The organism is Duganella sp. OV510 (assembly GCF_900100205.1).
Taxonomy (GTDB): Bacteria; Pseudomonadota; Gammaproteobacteria; order Burkholderiales; family Burkholderiaceae_D; genus Rugamonas.
Map to the genome: position 1 here is coordinate 102,944 of NZ_FNEQ01000003.1, position 17,148 is coordinate 120,091.

At 65.9% G+C, this 17,148-nt stretch carries 16 protein-coding genes; 4 read left to right on the top strand and 12 right to left on the bottom strand.

The window, feature by feature from the left end:
• The first annotated feature begins 66 nt into the window (after nucleotides 1-66).
• A complete protein-coding gene (locus BLS51_RS10300; protein WP_090183104.1) occupies nucleotides 67-1,293 on the top strand; it encodes a M24 family metallopeptidase in 1,227 nt (408 codons plus the stop codon).
• Nucleotides 1,294-1,367: 74 nt separating this feature from the next.
• On the opposite strand, the gene paaZ is transcribed toward BLS51_RS10300, so the two are convergent.
• The 12 genes from paaZ to paaA all read right to left on the bottom strand — a co-directional run bounded on the left by paaZ (nucleotide 1,368) and on the right by paaA (nucleotide 13,562).
• Nucleotides 1,368-3,416, bottom strand: a complete 2,049-nt coding sequence (gene paaZ / locus BLS51_RS10305; RefSeq protein ID WP_090183101.1) for a phenylacetic acid degradation bifunctional protein PaaZ — start codon at nucleotides 3,414-3,416, stop codon at nucleotides 1,368-1,370.
• Nucleotides 3,417-3,478: 62 nt separating this feature from the next.
• Complete coding sequence (locus tag BLS51_RS10310) at nucleotides 3,479-4,090, bottom strand: phenylacetic acid degradation protein PaaY (protein ID WP_090183099.1); 612 nt, start codon at nucleotides 4,088-4,090, stop codon at nucleotides 3,479-3,481.
• A 2-nt stretch (nucleotides 4,091-4,092) separates the two neighbouring features.
• Nucleotides 4,093-5,304 (bottom strand): 3-oxoadipyl-CoA thiolase, encoded by a 1,212-nt coding sequence (gene pcaF / locus BLS51_RS10315; protein ID WP_090183097.1) that lies wholly within the window; start codon nucleotides 5,302-5,304, stop codon nucleotides 4,093-4,095.
• Nucleotides 5,305-5,314: 10 nt separating this feature from the next.
• Nucleotides 5,315-6,625: a phenylacetate--CoA ligase PaaK gene (paaK, locus tag BLS51_RS10320; protein ID WP_090183094.1), complete on the bottom strand. Its 1,311-nt coding sequence runs from the start codon at nucleotides 6,623-6,625 to the stop codon at nucleotides 5,315-5,317.
• Between the two features lie 14 nt (nucleotides 6,626-6,639).
• Nucleotides 6,640-7,071, bottom strand: coding sequence for a hydroxyphenylacetyl-CoA thioesterase PaaI (gene paaI / locus BLS51_RS10325; protein WP_255369060.1), 432 nt, complete (start codon nucleotides 7,069-7,071; stop codon nucleotides 6,640-6,642).
• Nucleotides 7,072-7,222: 151 nt separating this feature from the next.
• A complete protein-coding gene (locus BLS51_RS10330) occupies nucleotides 7,223-8,914 on the bottom strand; it encodes a 3-hydroxyacyl-CoA dehydrogenase (protein ID WP_090183092.1) in 1,692 nt (563 codons plus the stop codon).
• 1 nt (nucleotide 8,915) lies between these two features.
• Nucleotides 8,916-9,716, bottom strand: a complete 801-nt coding sequence (gene paaG, locus BLS51_RS10335) for a 2-(1,2-epoxy-1,2-dihydrophenyl)acetyl-CoA isomerase PaaG (RefSeq protein WP_090183091.1) — start codon at nucleotides 9,714-9,716, stop codon at nucleotides 8,916-8,918.
• A gap of 13 nt (nucleotides 9,717-9,729) precedes the next feature.
• On the bottom strand, nucleotides 9,730-10,812 hold the full coding sequence (gene paaE / locus BLS51_RS10340) for a 1,2-phenylacetyl-CoA epoxidase subunit PaaE (RefSeq protein ID WP_090183088.1): 1,083 nt from the start codon (nucleotides 10,810-10,812) through the stop codon (nucleotides 9,730-9,732).
• A 5-nt stretch (nucleotides 10,813-10,817) separates the two neighbouring features.
• Nucleotides 10,818-11,510 (bottom strand): 1,2-phenylacetyl-CoA epoxidase subunit PaaD, encoded by a 693-nt coding sequence (paaD, locus tag BLS51_RS10345; RefSeq protein WP_090183086.1) that lies wholly within the window; start codon nucleotides 11,508-11,510, stop codon nucleotides 10,818-10,820.
• Nucleotides 11,511-11,522: 12 nt separating this feature from the next.
• Nucleotides 11,523-12,275: a 1,2-phenylacetyl-CoA epoxidase subunit PaaC gene (paaC, locus tag BLS51_RS10350; protein WP_090183085.1), complete on the bottom strand. Its 753-nt coding sequence runs from the start codon at nucleotides 12,273-12,275 to the stop codon at nucleotides 11,523-11,525.
• Nucleotides 12,276-12,285: 10 nt separating this feature from the next.
• Complete coding sequence (gene paaB / locus BLS51_RS10355; protein ID WP_090183082.1) at nucleotides 12,286-12,570, bottom strand: 1,2-phenylacetyl-CoA epoxidase subunit PaaB; 285 nt, start codon at nucleotides 12,568-12,570, stop codon at nucleotides 12,286-12,288.
• A gap of 11 nt (nucleotides 12,571-12,581) precedes the next feature.
• Nucleotides 12,582-13,562: a 1,2-phenylacetyl-CoA epoxidase subunit PaaA gene (paaA, locus tag BLS51_RS10360; RefSeq protein WP_090183081.1), complete on the bottom strand. Its 981-nt coding sequence runs from the start codon at nucleotides 13,560-13,562 to the stop codon at nucleotides 12,582-12,584.
• 147 nt (nucleotides 13,563-13,709) lie between these two features.
• Here paaA and BLS51_RS10365 point away from each other — a divergent pair, with 147 nt between their 5' ends.
• The 3 genes from BLS51_RS10365 (at nucleotide 13,710) to BLS51_RS10375 (ending at nucleotide 17,127) form a co-directional block, all read left to right on the top strand.
• Nucleotides 13,710-14,681, top strand: coding sequence for a PaaX family transcriptional regulator (locus BLS51_RS10365; protein WP_090183079.1), 972 nt, complete (start codon nucleotides 13,710-13,712; stop codon nucleotides 14,679-14,681).
• 130 nt (nucleotides 14,682-14,811) lie between these two features.
• Nucleotides 14,812-15,942, top strand: a complete 1,131-nt coding sequence (locus tag BLS51_RS10370; RefSeq protein ID WP_090183075.1) for a M14 family metallopeptidase — start codon at nucleotides 14,812-14,814, stop codon at nucleotides 15,940-15,942.
• A 96-nt stretch (nucleotides 15,943-16,038) separates the two neighbouring features.
• Nucleotides 16,039-17,127 (top strand): hypothetical protein, encoded by a 1,089-nt coding sequence (locus BLS51_RS10375; RefSeq protein ID WP_090183072.1) that lies wholly within the window; start codon nucleotides 16,039-16,041, stop codon nucleotides 17,125-17,127.
• Nucleotides 17,128-17,148: the final 21 nt, after the last annotated feature.

Here is a 17,148-nt window from a genome sequence, read left to right on the forward strand (position 1 = left end):
ATCGCCGCCTGATGCGTGACCTGCTATCATCGAAGGCTCGACGCAGCTCACCATCAGGATATAAAAATGACCATAGGCGGAAAGACTATCGAACAAGCACTGGCCTCCCTGTCGGACATGACCGCAGGCGCGGTCCCGATCGGCAAGGACGAGCACCTGGCGCGCATCGCCCGTGCGCAGACGTATATGCAGGCGCAGGGCATCGCCGCCATCTATATCAACGCCGGCGCCAACCTGACCTACTTCACCGGCACCAAATGGCACGCCAGCGAGCGCATGGTCGGCGCCATCCTGCCGGCGCAAGGCCAGGTCGAATACATTGCACCGGGCTTTGAAGAGAGTACGCTGAAGGACTTCATGCTGGTCGACGGCCACGTCAACTGCTGGGACGAACATGAAAGCCCGTACGCGCTGTTCATCGTTGTGCTGAAACGCCTCGGCATCGCGCCGAATCCGGCACAGCCGCCGCGCGTCGGCATCTGCGAGAGCGCCGCCTTCTTCATCTTCGACGGCATCCACCCGCTGGCCGACGGCTACGCACTGGAGAATGCCAGCAAGGTCACCGCCCACTGCCGCACGCGCAAGTCGGCTGCCGAAATCGCCCTGATGCAACGCGCCAAGGACATGACCATGGCGGTGCACGTCGCCACCGCCAGCATGCTGCGCGAAGGCATCACCACCAAGGAAGTGGAAGAGTTCATCGACCGCGCGCACCGCAAGGTCGGTGCGGCGGCCGGCTCGTATTTCGTCATCGTGCTGTTTGGCGAAGCCACCGCCTACCCGCACGGCGTCAGCTACGTGCAGACGCTGAAGGCCGGCGACACGGTGCTGATCGACACCGGCTGCAAGCTGCACAACTACATCTCCGACATCACCCGCACCTACGTCTACGGCCCGATCAGCGAGCGCCAGCGCTCCGTGTGGAACAGCGAGAAGAAAGCGCAAGCCGCCGCCTTTGCCGCCGCCCAGCTGGGCGTACCGTGCGAAGCAGTGGACGCCGCCGCCCGCCGTTCACTGGAAGCCGATGGCTTCGGCCCCGGCTACAAGCTACCTGGCCTGCCGCACCGCACCGGTCACGGCATCGGCCTCGACATCCACGAATGGCCTTACCTGGTCGGCGGCAACAAAACGCCACTGGACGTCGGCATGTGCTTCTCCAACGAACCGATGATCTGCATCCCCGGCGAGTTCGGCGTGCGCCACGAAGACCACTTCTACATGACCGAAAACGGTCCGAAGTGGTTCACCGAACCAGCCCACAGCATCGACGACCCGTTCGGCCTGAAGCGTTAAAAAATTCGCGGTCAGTGCCGACATTCGGACATTTCGATAACGAAATGTCCGAATGTCGGCACTGACCCCGATGTTTATGTGCGTTTTATCACGAGGGTGAGGATGTCGTAGCTGGCCACCAGTTCGTCACGCTGATTGGTGATTTGTACGTCCCAGGCGACTACGCCCTGGCCGACGCCCTTGTCGTCGGTGCGGTTGCGGTCGACCTTGCGCTTGCAGGTCAGGCGCGCGCGGATGGTGTCGCCGATCGCCACCGGTGCGATAAAGCGCAGATTGTCGAGGCCATAATTGGCCAGCACCGGGCCGGGCGCCGGCGAAACGAACAGGCCCGCTGCCGCCGACAGCACGAAGTAGCCGTGCGCGATGCGCTGGCCGAATTGCGTGTCCCTCGCCGCCACTTCGTCGAAATGCATGTAGAAGTAGTCGCCCGAAACGCCGCCGAAGTTGACGATGTCCGCCTCGCTGATGGTGCGGCGGTGCGTCAGCAGCGAGTCGCCGATGGCCAGGTCTTCGAAGTGTTTGCGGAACGGATGCACTTCGCTTTCCTGCACCGCCGCGCCGCGCACGTATTCGCCCGTCACAGCAGCCAGCATGGTCGGCGAACCTTGCACCGCCGCGCGCTGCAGGAAGTGCCGCACCGCGCGGATGCCGCCCAGTTCCTCGCCGCCGCCGGCGCGTCCAGGCCCGCCATGCTTCAGTTGCGGCAAAGGCGAGCCGTGGCCGGTGGAATCGACCGCCGCGACGCGGTCCAGCACCAGCACGCGGCCATGCGAGGCGGCCGCCATCGGCACGGCATAGGCGGCGATGGCCGGCTCTTTTGTCACCAGCGTCGATACCAGCGAGCCTTTGCCACGCGCGGCCAGCGCCAGCGCTTCATCGATGCCCTTGTAGCTGATGATGGTGCTGACCGGGCCAAACGCTTCGACATCGTGCACCGCGTCGTTGTGCAGGCCGTCGCGGCACAGCAGCAGTGTCGGCGCGAAGAAGGCACCGTCGGCCACGCCCTCGCCCACAGGCTTGAAGCCATCGCGGGCGCTAAACAGTACCTCGTTGCCGCGCGCCAGTTGCTCGACGCGTTCGGCGACATCGCGCTGCTGATCGCGCGAAGCCAGTGCGCCCATGCGCACGCCTTCCACCGATGGATCGCCGATAGTGACTTTCGCCAGCCGCTCGCGCAGCCGCGTGCCCACCGCATCGACCATATTCTCGGGCACGATGATGCGGCGGATGGCGGTGCACTTCTGCCCGGCCTTGCCGGTCATCTCACGCGCCACTTCTTTGACGAACAAATCGAACTCTACGTTGTCCGGCGTGACGTCCGGCGCCAGAATGGCGCAGTTCAGCGAATCCGCTTCGGCGGTGAACGGCACCGAGTTGGCGATCAGGTTGCGGTTGCTGCGCAGCTTGGCGGCCGTATCGGCCGAGCCGGTGAATGTCACCACGTCGGCGCCGCCCAGGCGATCCAGCAGATCGCCGGTGCTGCCGATCACCAGTTGCAGCGCGCCTTCCGGCAGCAGGCCGGATTCGTGCATCATGCGCACCAGCGCTTCGGTCAGGTAGCTGGTGGCGCTGGCTGGTTTGCCGATGCACGGCATGGCGGCCAGGAAGCTCGGGGCGAATTTCTCCAGCAGGCCCCAGATCGGGAAATTGAAAGCGTTGATGTGCACCGCCAGCCCGCCGCGTGGCACCAGGATGTGGGTGCCGGCAAAACCGCCGCCTTTGCCAAGCGCCATCGCCGGGCCTTCGTGCAGCACATTCGACGACGGCAATTCGCGGCTGCCCATGCTGGCGTAGGCGAACAGTGTGCCGGTGCCGCCTTCGATGTCGACCCAGCTGTCGGCGCGGGTGGCGCCGGTCTGGTGCGAGATGGTGTATAGCTCTTCCTTGCGCTCCAGCAGATACAGCGCCAATGCCTTCAGGCGTTGCGCGCGCTGCTGGAAGTTCAGCTGCATCAGCGCCGGTACGCCGGTCTTGCGGGCGTAGGTGACAGCCTCGTCGAAGTCGATGCGGTCGGCATGCGTGTGATAGATGATAGCGTTGGTCAGGGCGCTGTGCAGCGGCGTGGCGGCCTCGCTGCCGATCCAGCGGCCGGCGATCAGGCTTTGCAGAGTTGGTTGAAGCATTGTGCGGTCTCCGTGATGGTTGGTTGAAGCGGGCCGGCCGGCGGCGCAGCGGGGCGGGCCGGCTAGGCGCCGGCGTTCTTGTGCAGATGCAGCGGCAGCGCGCTGTCCCATTCGATGCGTTTGCGGTCCGGCTCCGGTGCGGCCAGCGCTTCGGTTTCGCGCATGGTCTGCATCGAGCGCACTGCCAGTTCCTGGTATTGCGCGGTGCCGCCGGACTTCCAGGCGATTTCGTCATCGTTCAACGCGCGCGCCACTTTGGCCGGTGATCCCATCGCCAGGCTGCGCGGCGGTATCTCCATGCCGGCGCGGACGAAGCTCATGGCGGCGACGATGCTGTCGGCGCCGACCACCGCATTGTCCATGATGACGCTGTTCATGCCGACCAGCGCGTTGCGGCCGATACGGCAGCCATGCAGCACGGCGCCGTGGCCGATGTGACCATCGCGCTCGACCACCGTGTCGCAGCCGGGGAAGCCATGCATCACGCAGGTGTCCTGCAAGTTGGCGCCCTCCTCCAGGATCAGCCGGCCGAAGTCGCCGCGCAGCGCGGCCAGCGGGCCGATATAGCAGCGCGGCCCGACGATCACGTCGCCGATCAGCACCGCGCTCGGGTGCACATACGCGGTGGGATCAACCACCGGCGTGACGCCATTGATTTCATAGACCTTGACCATGTCTATACCCTTTCGATCACCAGCGCGATACCCTGGCCGACGCCGATGCACATGGTGCACAGCGCATAGCGGCCGCCAGTGCGCTCCAACTGGTGCAGTGCCGCCAGCACCAGGCGCACGCCCGAAGCGCCCAGCGGATGGCCGATGGCGATGGCGCCGCCGTTCGGATTGACGTGTGGCGCGTCGTCGGCCAGTCCGAGTTCGCGCGTCACTGCCAGCCCTTGCGCAGCAAAGGCTTCGTTCAATTCAATGACATCCATGTCGGCAATCGACAGGCCCAGTTGCGCCAGCACTTTCTTCGACGCCGGCGCCGGACCGAAGCCCATGATGCGCGGCGCCAGGCCGGCGGTCGCCATACCCAGCACGCGAGCGCGCTTGCGCAGGCCGTATTGTTCTGCCGCTTGCGCGGAGGCCAGCAGCACCGCACAGGCGCCGTCATTGACGCCGGAAGCGTTGCCGGCGGTGACCGTGCCGTCCGGACGCACCACACCCTTCAGTTTGGCGAGTGATTCCAGCGTAGTGTCCGGGCGCGGATGTTCGTCGGTATCGACCACTTGCGGCGCGGCGGCGCGGCGCGCGGGCGGCAGTGTCACGGGCACGATCTCGTCGCGGAACACGCCGGCCGCATGGGCAGACGCCCAGCGCTGCTGGCTACGCAGCGCAAACGCATCCTGGTCGGCGCGGCTGATGCCGAATTCCTGGGCGACGTTTTCGGCCGTCTCCGGCATCGAGTCGATGCCATGCGCTGCCTTCATCAAGGGATTGACGAAGCGCCAGCCTATCGTGGTGTCCTCGATTTTGGCCGTGCGCGAGAAGGCGCTGTCGGCCTTGCCCATGACGAAAGGCGCGCGCGTCATGCTCTCGACGCCGCCGGCAATCACCAGCTGTGCCTCGCCTGACTTGATGGCGCGCGCCGCCATGCCCACCGCATCCAGCGACGAGCCGCATAAGCGGTTGATGGTGCTGGCCGGGACATCGACCGGCAAGCCGGCCAGCAGCGCCGCCATACGCGCGACATTGCGGTTATCCTCGCCCGCCTGATTGGCGCAGCCGTAGTAGACATCATCGACACGCGCCCAGTCGACGCCGGGATTGCGCGCGACCAGCGCGGCGATCGGCAGCGCCGCCAGATCGTCGGTACGCACGCCTGCCAGCGCGCCGCCGTAGCGGCCGAAGGGGGTGCGGATGGCGTCGCAGATATAGGCTTCGTTCACAGTGTCTCCTTTAGTTTTTCGGGCGCTTGTCGACCACGCGGCGGGCCTTGCCGGTCAGCGTACGCTCGATGCCGTTGGGCGGCAGCAGTGTCACCCTGGTGCTGACGCCGACATGGGTCTTGATGCGCTGTTCCAGTTCGCGCGCCAGCGCTGCGCTGTCAACGGCCGCCGTCTCGGGCCTCAACTCGGCCAGTACCTCCAGCTGGTCCAGGTGGCCGTCACGTGTGACCACCAGCTGGTACTGCGGCGACAGCGCAGGCATCTTGCAGATCAGTTCTTCGATCTGCGTCGGGAAGACGTTGACGCCACGGATAATCAGCATGTCATCCGAGCGGCCAGTGATCTTGCCGATGCGGCGCATGCTGCGCGAGGTCGGCGGCAGCAGACGTGTCAGGTCGCGCGTGCGGTAGCGGACGATGGGCAGCGCTTCCTTGCTGAGCGAAGTGAATACCAGCTCGCCCTCCTCGCCGTCCGGCAGCACTTCGCCGGTTTCGGGATCGATGATCTCCGGGTAGAAGTGGTCTTCCCAGATCACCGGGCCGTCCTTGCTCTCGATGCACTCGCTGGCGACGCCAGGACCCATCACTTCCGACAGGCCGTAGATGTCGACCGCATCGATGCCGGCGCGCTGCTCTATCTCGGCGCGCATGGCGTCGGTCCACGGTTCGGCGCCGAAGATGCCGACCTTGAGCGAGCTGGCCGCCGCATCCAGTCCCTGACGCTGGAATTCCTCGATGATGTTGAGCATATACGACGGCGTTACCATGATGATGGAGGGCTTGAAATCCTGGATCAGCTGCACCTGCTTTTCGGTCTGGCCGCCGGACATCGGCACCACCGTGCAGCCGAGCCGCTCGGCGCCATAGTGCGCACCCAGGCCGCCGGTGAACAGGCCGTAGCCGTAGGAGATGTGCACCATGTCGCCGCGCCGTCCGCCGGCGGCACGGATCGAGCGCGCCACCACGTTGGCCCAGGTATCGATGTCGCTCTGCGTATAGCCGACTACCGTTGGCTTGCCGGTGGTTCCGCTCGACGCGTGCACGCGCACCACGCGGTCCTGCGGCACGGCGAACAGGCCGAAGGGATAGTTGTCGCGCAGCTCCTTCTTGGTGGTGAAGGGGAATTTGGCCAGGTCGGCCAGCGTGCGCAGGTCGTCCGGATGCACGCCGGCGGCGTCAAAGGCGGCGCGGTAGTGCGGCACGTTCTCGTAGGCGTGCCGCAGCGACCATTGCATGCGTTGCAGTTGCAGCGCTTGCAGTTCGTCGCGGCTGGCGCATTCTATCGCTTCCAGGTCGGCTGGCGCGGGGCTGCGTTGGACCATCGGGTGTCTCCTCCTTAGATGACTTCGCCGCTGATGCGGTGCGATTTGCCGCGGAACACAGCGATTACGCGGCCGTCCTGGTTGCTGACCTGGACGTCGTAGATCCCGGTCTTGCCGGCCAGCGTCTGTTCGGTGGCGGTGGCGGTCAGCACATCGCCTTCACGGCCCGGCGACAGATAGTCGATGGTGCACCCGGCCCCCACGGTAACGTGGTTATGGCTGTTGCAGGCAAAAGCGAAGGCGCTGTCGGCCAAAGTGAAGATGAAGCCGCCGTGACAGGTGGCGTGGCCGTTCAGCATGTCGGCACGTACCGGCATCGACATGCGCGCGCGGCCGGGCGCAATGGCGTCGAGCGTGATGCCCAGCGACTGCGAGGCCGGATCGCGCGCATACATTGCCGCACCCACCGCCTCCGCCAACGCCTGCGGATCGGTATGGTGCACCAGTGGCGTTGCCGCTCTGCCGCCCGGAGCCGCATCGAACGCACGCGTCGCCGCATCGCCCGGTAGCTCGCTCTGCGCGGCGACCGCCGAAGCGCCTGCGTGGCGTACGGGGGCAGCGTGATGCGTCAGCACGCCGTCAACCGCGTCATTCAGCTTATTCATGGAAGCGCCCTTCACTGGCCTGCTTGCGGCGCAACAGCGGCGACACGCGGTAGCGCTCCTCGCCATAGCTGGCCGCCAGGTTGCCTAGCACACGCACAATATGCTCGATGCCGACAGCGTCCGCCCACGCCAGCGGGCCGCGTGGGTAGTTGACGCCTTTCTGCATTGCGATATCGGCTGCCGCTGCGCTGCAGACGCCTTGATTAACCGCGTCGGCCGCCTCGTTGGCCAGCATCGCGACAGTGCGCATGACCGCCATGCCGGGCAAGTCGTCCAGCCGCGTGACCACGAAGCTGGCCGCTTGCAGCAGGCCGACCACGGCGTCATACGCCGCCATCGAGCATTGGTCGCTGCGGGCGATGGCGATGCGCCTGGCGCTGCCGTAGTCCAGTGCGAGGTCGAACAGCACCGTATCCTGGTGGTTGTTGTCACGCGCGCGCTGGGTGGCGCTGCGGCCATCGGTCAGATAGACGGCGGCGCCGTTGCAGTGGAAGGCCGGTGCATCGTCGTGCGGGCCGGCGTGTCGGAAGGTCTCCGGCATCGTGCGATGCGAGATCGCGATGCCGGCCGCGCGCAGCCGCGCCGCCAGGGAATCCGCCAGCGCGCCGCCAACAGCTTGCGACGCCGTGCCCTGCTCAGTCGTATAGCTGACGTACTCCGGCTTCGCTTGCGGCGCCTCGCAGAACGCCCACGCCGCGCCGCCAACAGGCGGCGTCTCCGCCTTCTCCGCCTTCTCCGCCTTCTCCGCCTTTTCCACTTTCTCCGCCGGCTGGCCCGCGTCGGCATGGCCGGCGCCGCTCACACCGGCGGCTGGCGCGTCACCGTAACGATAAACGCCGCGCCCCGCCTTGCGGCCAAGGAAGCCGGCATTGACCAGCTCCTGCTGCTGCACCGACGGCGTGAAACGCGGATCGCCAAAATACGCATTGAAGACCGATTGCGTGACAGCGAAGTTGACGTCATGCCCGATCAAGTCCATCAACTCGAATGGCCCCATGCGGAAACCGCCCGCCTCGCGCATCACCGCATCGATGGTGGCCGCATCGGCCGCCTGTTCGTTCAGCAGCCGCCAGCCCTCGGCATAGAACGGCCTTGCCAGCCGGTTGACGATAAAACCCGGCGTCGATTTGGCATGCACCGCATTCTTGCCCCAAGCGGCAGCGGTATCGTACACAGTCTGCGCCACGGCGGCATCGGTGGCCAGCCCGCTAACCACTTCGCACAAGGCCATCAGCGGCACCGGATTGAAGAAGTGCATGCCCACCAGCCGGCCCGGCACGCGCAGGCCAGCGCCGATGGCGGTGACCGAAATCGACGAGGTATTTGTGGCCAGGATGCAGTCGTCCGCGACGATCGTCTCAAGCTGCGCGAACAGCCCGCGCTTGGCCTCCAGGTTCTCGACGATGGCTTCCACCACCAGTCCGGCATCGGCCACATCGGCCGGCGTGACGGCAGCCTGTAGACGCGCGATAGCGGCGGCGCAATCTACGGCATCCATGCGCCCTTTGGCGACCAGCTTGTTGAACGCGGCCGCGATATCGGAGATCGCCTTGGCGACGGCGTCGGCACGCGTGTCGTACAGCCGCACCGTGTAGCCGGCCACCGCCGCCACCTGGGCGATGCCAGCGCCCATGGCGCCGCTGCCGATGACGGCAACCAACCGATCAATATGCAGGGCCGCCATCTCAACGCCCCTTGAACTGCGGTGCACGCTTTTCCATGAAGGCGGCCACGCCTTCGCGGTAATCGTCGCTCCGACCCAGTTCGCTCATCATGCCGCATTCCAGCGCCAGTTGCTGTTGCAGGCTGTTGTGCGCGCTGGCGTGCAAGGCTTGCTTGGTGAAGGCCAGTCCTTTGGTCGGCGCGCTGGCGAAGTGGCCTGCCATCGCCTGCACTTCGGCGGCGAAGTCTTCGTCGGCGATGGCCTTCCAGATCAGGCCCCAGGCTTCGGCCTTGTCGGCCGTCAGCTTTTCGCCCAGCAGCGCCAGCCCCATGGCGCGTGCGCTGCCGACCAGGCGTGGCAGGAAGTAGGTGCCGCCGGTGTCGGGGATCAGGCCAAGCTTGCAGAATACTTCGACGAAGCTGGCCGATTTCGTCGCCAGCACGATGTCGCAGGCCAGCGCGATATTGGCGCCGGCACCAGCCGCCACGCCGTTGATGGCGCCGATCACCGGCAGCGGCAAGGCGCGCAGCGATTGCACCAGCGGCGCGTAATTCTTTTCCACCGAGTCACCCAGGTCGACCGACCACTCACCCGGCTCCACCGTCCGGTCGGACAGGTCCTGGCCGGCGCAGAAGCCGCGCCCGGCGCCGGTCAGCACCAGCACGCGCGCCGTGCCGTCGCCGGCTGCCGTGGCGGTGCGACGCAGCGCGTGGCGCACTTCCTCGTGCATGGCTTGCGTGAAGCTGTTCAGCTTATCCGGGCGGTTGAGCGTCAGCGTGGCGATGCCGTCGCTGATGTCGAACAGGATGTTCTGGTAGTCCATGGTGTCTCCGTTTTTATTCCGCCTGATCGAAGTCGATGACGACTTTGGCGGTGGTGGGGAAGCTCTGGCAGCTCAGCACATAGCCGCGCGCGATCTCGTAGTCTTCCAGCGCGTAGTTGACGTCCATGTCGACCTTGCCTTCGATGACTTTGCAGCGGCAGGTCGAGCACACGCCGCCCTTGCAGGAGTAGCGCATGTCGAGGCCGGCGCGCAGGCCGGCGTCCAGCAGCGATTCCTTGTCCTGCTCCATGCTGAAACTGGCGGCGTTGCCGTCCATGATGACGGTGACTTCGGTGTGCTGGTGCGTGGCGCTGGCTGCAGCGCTTGTGCGCGGCTGATGCGCGTGCTTCGGGATACTGGCGGCGAACAGTTCAGCCTTGATGCTGGCCTTGGGCATGCCGGCTTCCTGCAGCGCTTCCGAAACGCCGAGCATCATGTCTTCCGGGCCGCAGATGAAGGCGGTGTCGATGTCTTCGGCGCGCACCCAGTATTTGAGGAACTGCGCGGCCTTGTCCTTGGTGATGCGGCCGTTGAACAGTTCGATGTCCTGCTGCTCGCGGCTCATGACGTAGGCGATCTTCAGGCGCTCCAGGTAGACGTCCTTCAGGTCGGACAGTTCTTCCTTGAAGATCACCGACGACGAGGCACGGTTGCCGTAAAAGAGCGTGAAGCTGCTATGCGGTTCGGCAGCCAGCGTGGTCTTGATGATCGACAGGATCGGCGTGATGCCGCTGCCGGCGGCAAAGGCCAGGTAGTGCTTGCGGTTGGCGGCGTCCAGCGGCACGTTGAAGTGGCCCATCGGTGGCATGACGTCGATGGTGTGGCCGGCTTGCAGGGTGTCGTTGGCCCAGCAGGAGAATAGCCCGCCCTGCGTGCGCTTGATGGCGACGCGCAGCGCGCTGTCCTGCACGGCGGAGCAGATCGAGTAGGAGCGGCGCACGTCTTCATCGCCGATCTGCGCGCGCAGTGTCAGGTGCTGGCCTTGCTGGTACTGGAAGCTGTCGCGCAGTTCGGCCGGCACGGTGAAGGTGACGGCGATGGTGTCGCGGGTTTCGTGGCGCACGTGGGCGATGGTCAGCGGGTGGAATTTGCTCATGGCGTTTAGTGGCACTTGAAGTAGTCGAACGGTTCGCGGCAGTCCAGGCATTTGTACAGCGCCTTGCAGGGCGTGGAGCCGAACTGGCTGGTGATTTCCGTGTGCCGCGAGCCGCAGCGCGGACAGGCGACCGTCAGCACGGGCCGCACACGGCGCGAGATGGCTGCGGCTGCGGCTGCGACGGTAGCGGTGGCGGTGGCGGCGCCGCCAGGCGCGCCGGCCGCGTTCTCTGCGCGGGCGGCGCCACGCCGTGCAGCCGCTCCCGCCGGCGCCCGCAGACCACTGATGTCGATCACCTGCTGCGCCGGCGGGGCGATGCCGTAGCCTTTCAGCGCAGCCTTGCCGGCGTCGCTCATCCAGTCAGTGGTCCAGGCGGGCGAGATCTGGTTATGCAGGCGCACTTGCTTGACGCCGTGTGCGTGCAGCGCTTCGGTGATGGCATCGGCGATGACCTGCATGGCCGGGCAGCCGGAGTACGTCGGCGTGATGGTGACCTCGCATGCGCCGTCGGCAGCCACGCGCACGTCGCGCACGATGCCCAGGTCGACGATGCTGATGACCGGGATTTCGGGATCTGGGATGTCGCCCAGCCAGGTCCATATTTGCGCGGCATGGGCTCCGGCTTTCGCCGGGATGACGTCGGCAGCCGGGGCGATGGTGGCCGGGGCGGCGATGGCGGTGATGGCGGCGGCTTTCATGGCGGCTCGCTGTTACCAGACCGCGCCAGGATAGGCGCGCTGCAGGAACTGCATCTCGGCCAGGATGTAGCCAAGATGCTCGCTGTGGCGGCCTTGCTTGCCACCCTTCTGCATCCAGGCATCGGCCGGCGGCACGGTCAGCGTGGCTTCGGCCAGAATCTCCGCCACATGCGCCAGCCACTGCGCGCGCAGTTCGGCGGCATCCGGCGCGACGCCGGCGGCGACCATGGCCTCGTCCACCGCGTCATACGCAAACACCTCGCCGCTATACATCCACAGTGCGTCCACCGCCGCCTGCGTGCGTGCGTGGCTCAGTTCCGTGCCGTCGCCCAGCCGCACGATCAGGTCGCCGCTGCGGCGCAGGTGGTAGGTGACTTCCTTCAGCGATTTCTCGGCGATGGCGGCGATGCGCGCGTCGCTGCTGCGCGTCAGGCCATCGATCAGGAAGTAGTGCCAGGTGTCGAAGTAGAACTGGCGCACCAGCGTGTCGGCGTAATTGCCGTTCGGCTGTTCCAGCAGCAGGCAGTTCTTGAAATCGTGGGCGTCGCGCAGATAGGCCAGCGCGTCCTCGTCGCGGCCCGCCCCCTCCAGCTCGGACGCGTATTCGTACCACAGGCGCGTCTGCCCCAGCAGGTCGAGCGCGACGTTGGTCAGCGCCATGTCTTCCTCCAGCGCCGGGCCCTTGCCGCACCATTGCGACAGCTGCTGGCTGAGGATCAGGGCGTTGTCGCCCAGGCGCAGCAGGTAATTGACTTTGTGGTCCATGGCGCGTTCCTTACAGGTTCTTGACTTCTTCCGGCATCGGGAAGAAGGTCGGGTGGCGGTACACCTTGCTGTTGGACGGCTCGAACAGCGCACCTTTGTCGGCCGGGCTGCTGGCGACGATGTCGGCCGCGCGCACCACCCAGATGCTGACGCCTTCGTTGCGCCGCGTGTAGACATCGCGCGCGTTATTCACCGCCATCCCGGCGTCCGGCGCGTGCAGGCTGCCGACATGCTTGTGCGCCAGCCCGTGCTGGCTGCGGATGAAGATTTCCCACAATGGCCATTCCTTGCTCATGCTTGTCTCCTTTATGCGGCGGCGCGGTGTTTGTCGGCGTGGGCAACCAGCGCGTCGCGGAACCATTCGCCGTCATCCCAGGCCTTGACGCGGGTTTGCAGGCGCTCGCGGTTGCACGGGCCGTTGCCCTTCAAAACGTTATGGAATTCGGCCCAGTCGATGGCGCCGAACTCGTAGTGGCCGGTGTCGGCGTTCCAGCGAAGGTCCGGGTCCGGCACGGTCAGGCCGAGGTACTCGGCCTGAGGCACGGTCTGGTCGACCATGCGCTGGCGCAGCTCGTCGTTGGAGAACAGCTTGATGCGCCATTGCGCCGATTGCGCGCTGTTGACCGATTCGGCGTCCGACGGCCCGAACATCATCAGCGACGGCCACCACCAGCGGTTCAGCGCATCCTGCGCCATGGCCTTCTGCGCCGGCGTGCCGCGCGCCAGCGCCAGCATGATGTCGTAGCCCTGGCGCGCGTGGAACGATTCTTCCTTGCACACGCGGATCATGGCGCGCGCATACGGGCCATACGAGCAGCGGCACAGCGGGATCTGGTTGATGATGGCCGAGCCGTCCACCAGCCAGCCGATGGCGCCCATGTCGGCCCAGCTGAGGGTCGGGTAATTGAAGATGCTGGAATACTTGGCCTTGCCGCTGTGCAGCGCCGCCAGCAGCTCGTCGCGCGACACGCCCAGCGTTTCGGCGGCGCTGTACAGGTACAGGCCGTGGCCGGCCTCGTCCTGGATCTTGGCCAGCAGGATGGACTTGCGCTTCAGCGTCGGCGCGCGCGTGACCCAATTGCCCTCGGGCAGCTGGCCGACGATCTCCGAATGCGCGTGCTGCGAGATCTGGCGTATCAGCGTCTTGCGGTAAGCCTCCGGCATCCAGTCCTTGGCCTCGATGCGGATGCCGTCGTCGATGCGGGCCTGGAAGGCCTGCTCGTCGGCGCTCATGTCGGCGGCCGTGAGAACTTGCTTGAGGCCGGTATCCACCAGTTGTGCGTACATGGCTGTCTCCTCGTTTTCCACATAATACGATACGTATTTTTATTTAGCTACAGTTTTCTTGTGTCATATTATTTTAATGCGTCGCGTAATATTTTGGCGCGCGGCAAAGTAAACTATTGTTTCCTTGTACAGCTTAGTAAGCCGCCTATGAATTGCAACGACTGGATAGCCGGATTCCTGGCCAGCGACCCGCCGCGCTCGAAATCGCTGCTGGTGACCATATTTGGCGACGCCATCTTGCCGCATGGCGGCATGGTCTGGCTGGGCAGCCTGATCGAGTTGCTGGCGCCGTTTGGCGTCAACGACCGGCTGTTGCGCACTTCGGTGTTCCGGCTGGCGCAGGAGGGCTGGCTGGGCGCGCAGCGCGACGGCCGACGCGCATCGTATGCGATCACGCCGGATGCGATGGCGCGCTTCGTCCACGCCTACCGGCGCATCTACGCGCCGCCGAATGTGCACTGGGACGGCAGCTGGACGCTGGTGCTGAACGGCGACGGCGCGCTCAACGCGGCCGAGCGGGCGGCCGTGCGCAAGGAGCTGCTGTGGGAAGGTTATAGCGTGATCGCGCCTGGCATCATGGGCCATCCGGCCGCCGACGCCGCTGCGCTGGACGAGCTGCTGACCCGTCTCGGCGTGGCCGGCAAGCTGTTTGTGGTGCAGGGCAAGGCGATGCGTCAAGTCAGCGCCCGCCCGCTCAGCGACCTGGTGGCCGAGGGCTGGGATGTGGCGGCGGTGGCCGACGGCTACACCAGATTCATCGCCCAGTTCCAGCCGCTGCTGGCGGCGCTGCACGCCACCGCCGAGGTGGCCGGCGGTCTGCCGGCCACCTCGGCCGCTGAGCACGCCTGCGACGCGCCGCTGACGCCTGAGAAAGCCTTTGTGGTGCGCACGCTGCTGGTGCACGCCTACCGCCGCGTGCAGCTGCACGATCCGCAGTTGCCGGTCGAGCTGTTGCCGACGCCGTGGCCTGGCGCCCTCGCCTACGAGCTGGCGCGCGCCATCTATCTGCTGGTCTACGCCGCCGCCGAGCAGCACATCGACAGCGCGCTGCGCCGCGAAGACGCTGCCGCCCCCACCGCCGAAGCCGCCTTCTTCGACCGCTTCGGCGGCCTCGCCTAGCGCGTTGCGGCGCCGCTGGCGGGCGGCGTGACGCGGAAATCCGCGCGGTGCGGCGGACAAGCCTGTATCATGTCGGCTCCGCGCCACAAGCGCGAGTGACTCTTTCCATCGAATTCACCAGGATTCCGCCATGCCTATCAAAATCAGCCAGCAGTTCGACGCTGGCGCCATCGAGGTGGTCCGCGCCGACGATCCGGCCGCCATCGACCTGAACATCCGCAAGGATTCCCACGCCGACATCACCCAGTGGTTCTACTACCGCGTACAGGGCGCGCAGGGCACGCCGCTGACGATGAACTTCCTCAACGCCGGCAGCGCCGCCTACCCGGACGGCTGGAAGGATTACCAGGCCGTCGCCAGCTACGACCGCGACAGCTGGTTCCGCGTGCCGACCTCCTACGATGGCAAGACCATGACCATCAACCACACGCCCGAGCACGACAGCGTCTACTACGCTTACTTCGAGCCGTATTCGTGGGAACGCCATCTGGCGCTGCTGGACAACGCCCAGCTGTCGCCGCTGGTCAAGCTGGAAGACCTGGGCAACACCATCGACGGCCGCGACCTGAACATGCTGGTCATCGGCGATCCGGAAGCGGAACAGAAAGTCTGGGTCATCGCCCGCCAGCACCCTGGCGAGACGATGGCCGAGTGGTTTGTCGAAGGTTTCGTCGAAGCGCTGCTCGATCCGGCCAATCCGTTCGGCCGCCAGTGTCTGAAGGAAGCCGTGTTCTACGTGGTGCCGAATATGAACCCGGACGGCTCGGTGCGCGGCAACCTGCGCACCAACGCTGCCGGCGCCAACCTGAACCGCGAGTGGCTGAATCCGACCATGGAACGCAGCCCGGAAGTGTTCCTGGTCAAGCAGAAGATGCACGAAACCGGCGTCGACCTGTGCCTGGACATCCACGGCGACGAGGGCCTGCCTTACGTGTTCGTGGCCGGCAGCGAGTCGCTGCCCAACTTCACGCCGGATCAGGCGGAAGCGCAGCAGTACTTCATCGATAATTTCCTGATCGCCAGCCCGGACTTCCAGGACGAATTCGGCTACGGCGAAACACCGTACACGCCGGAAACGCTGACCATGGGTTCGCCGCACATCACCCACGCCTTCGGCTGCCTGTCGCTGACGCTGGAAATGCCGTTCAAGGACAACGCCAACGATCCGGACCCGGACACCGGCTGGAACGGCGCCCGCTCCGCCGAGCTGGGCAAGGCGATCCTGCAGCCTGTGCTGCAATCGCTGCTGGCGCAACAGTAAGCCACCAGTCCCTGCGGTGCCGCAAGGTGGCTGCCGCAGGGAAAAATACACTGGACCTCAGGCGGCGCATCCACGCGCCGCACCCGGAGGTCCATCATGCATCCCTTCCTTGCCACAAGGTACACCGCGCTGCTGCTCTGCGCCCTGCTGCCCGCCTGCAGCACGCCTTACCGGCCGCCCTTACTGCCACCAGCCCAATTTCCCGGCCTGATCGATCTGGCCGCGCAGGCCTCGCCACACGTGGCCGATGTGCTGCTGGTGCACGGCATCTGCACCCACGACGCCAGCTGGGCCAACGAAGTGGTGCCGCAGCTCACGCGGGCTGTACGCGACGCCACCGCGCGCCCGGTCCCGGCTCAGGCCGCCGCCTCTGGCACAGTGGAAATCGTGCCCAGCATCGTGGAGACGCCTGCCGGCCGCTTGCGCTTCGACGCGCTGATCTGGTCGCCGCTGACCACCGCCCTCAAGCGCCAGCTGTGCTACGACCAAAGCGACAAGTCCGCCATCTGCGCCGGCACTCCGCCCTATCCCTACCAGCGCGCCCGGCTGAACGCCCGCCTCAAGGATTATCTGATCGATGATTGCCTGCCGGACGCGCTGATCTATCAGGGTGTGGCGCGCGATAGCATCCAGCGGCACATGCGCGAGGCCATCCTGCAAGTGATGTCCGCCGCACCGGCTGAGACGCCGCTGGTGGTGATCTCGCACAGCATGGGCAGCAAGATCCTGTTCGACACGCTGCTGCGCATGACGGAGGAACCAGCAGATTCGCCAGCGCCACAGCTGGCCATGCAGGCGATCGACCGCATGCGCTTTCTGGTGATGGCCGCCAATCAGATCCCGCTGCTGTCGCTGGCCGATCAGCCTTTGCTTCCAACGGCAGAAGCGCGGCCAGACAGCCTGCAACTGCTGTTGCGCAAACGCCAAGGCAACCAGCGCCGCGCGCCGGACCGCAACCTGACGCTGCTTGCCTTCACCGATCCCAACGATCTGCTGTCGTTCACGCTCGACGAGCGCAAGTACGCGCAGGAAGGCGTCACTGTCTACAACATCCTGGTCTCCAACGCGCCGACATGGCTGGGCCTGCTGGAGCGGCCCGACGCTGCCCACCTCGAATACCTGAGCAATCCCGACGTCGGCCGCCTCATCGCCTGCGGCCAGCCAATCAGCAGGCTATGTATCTGAGCATATACATAGGGTTTGTCC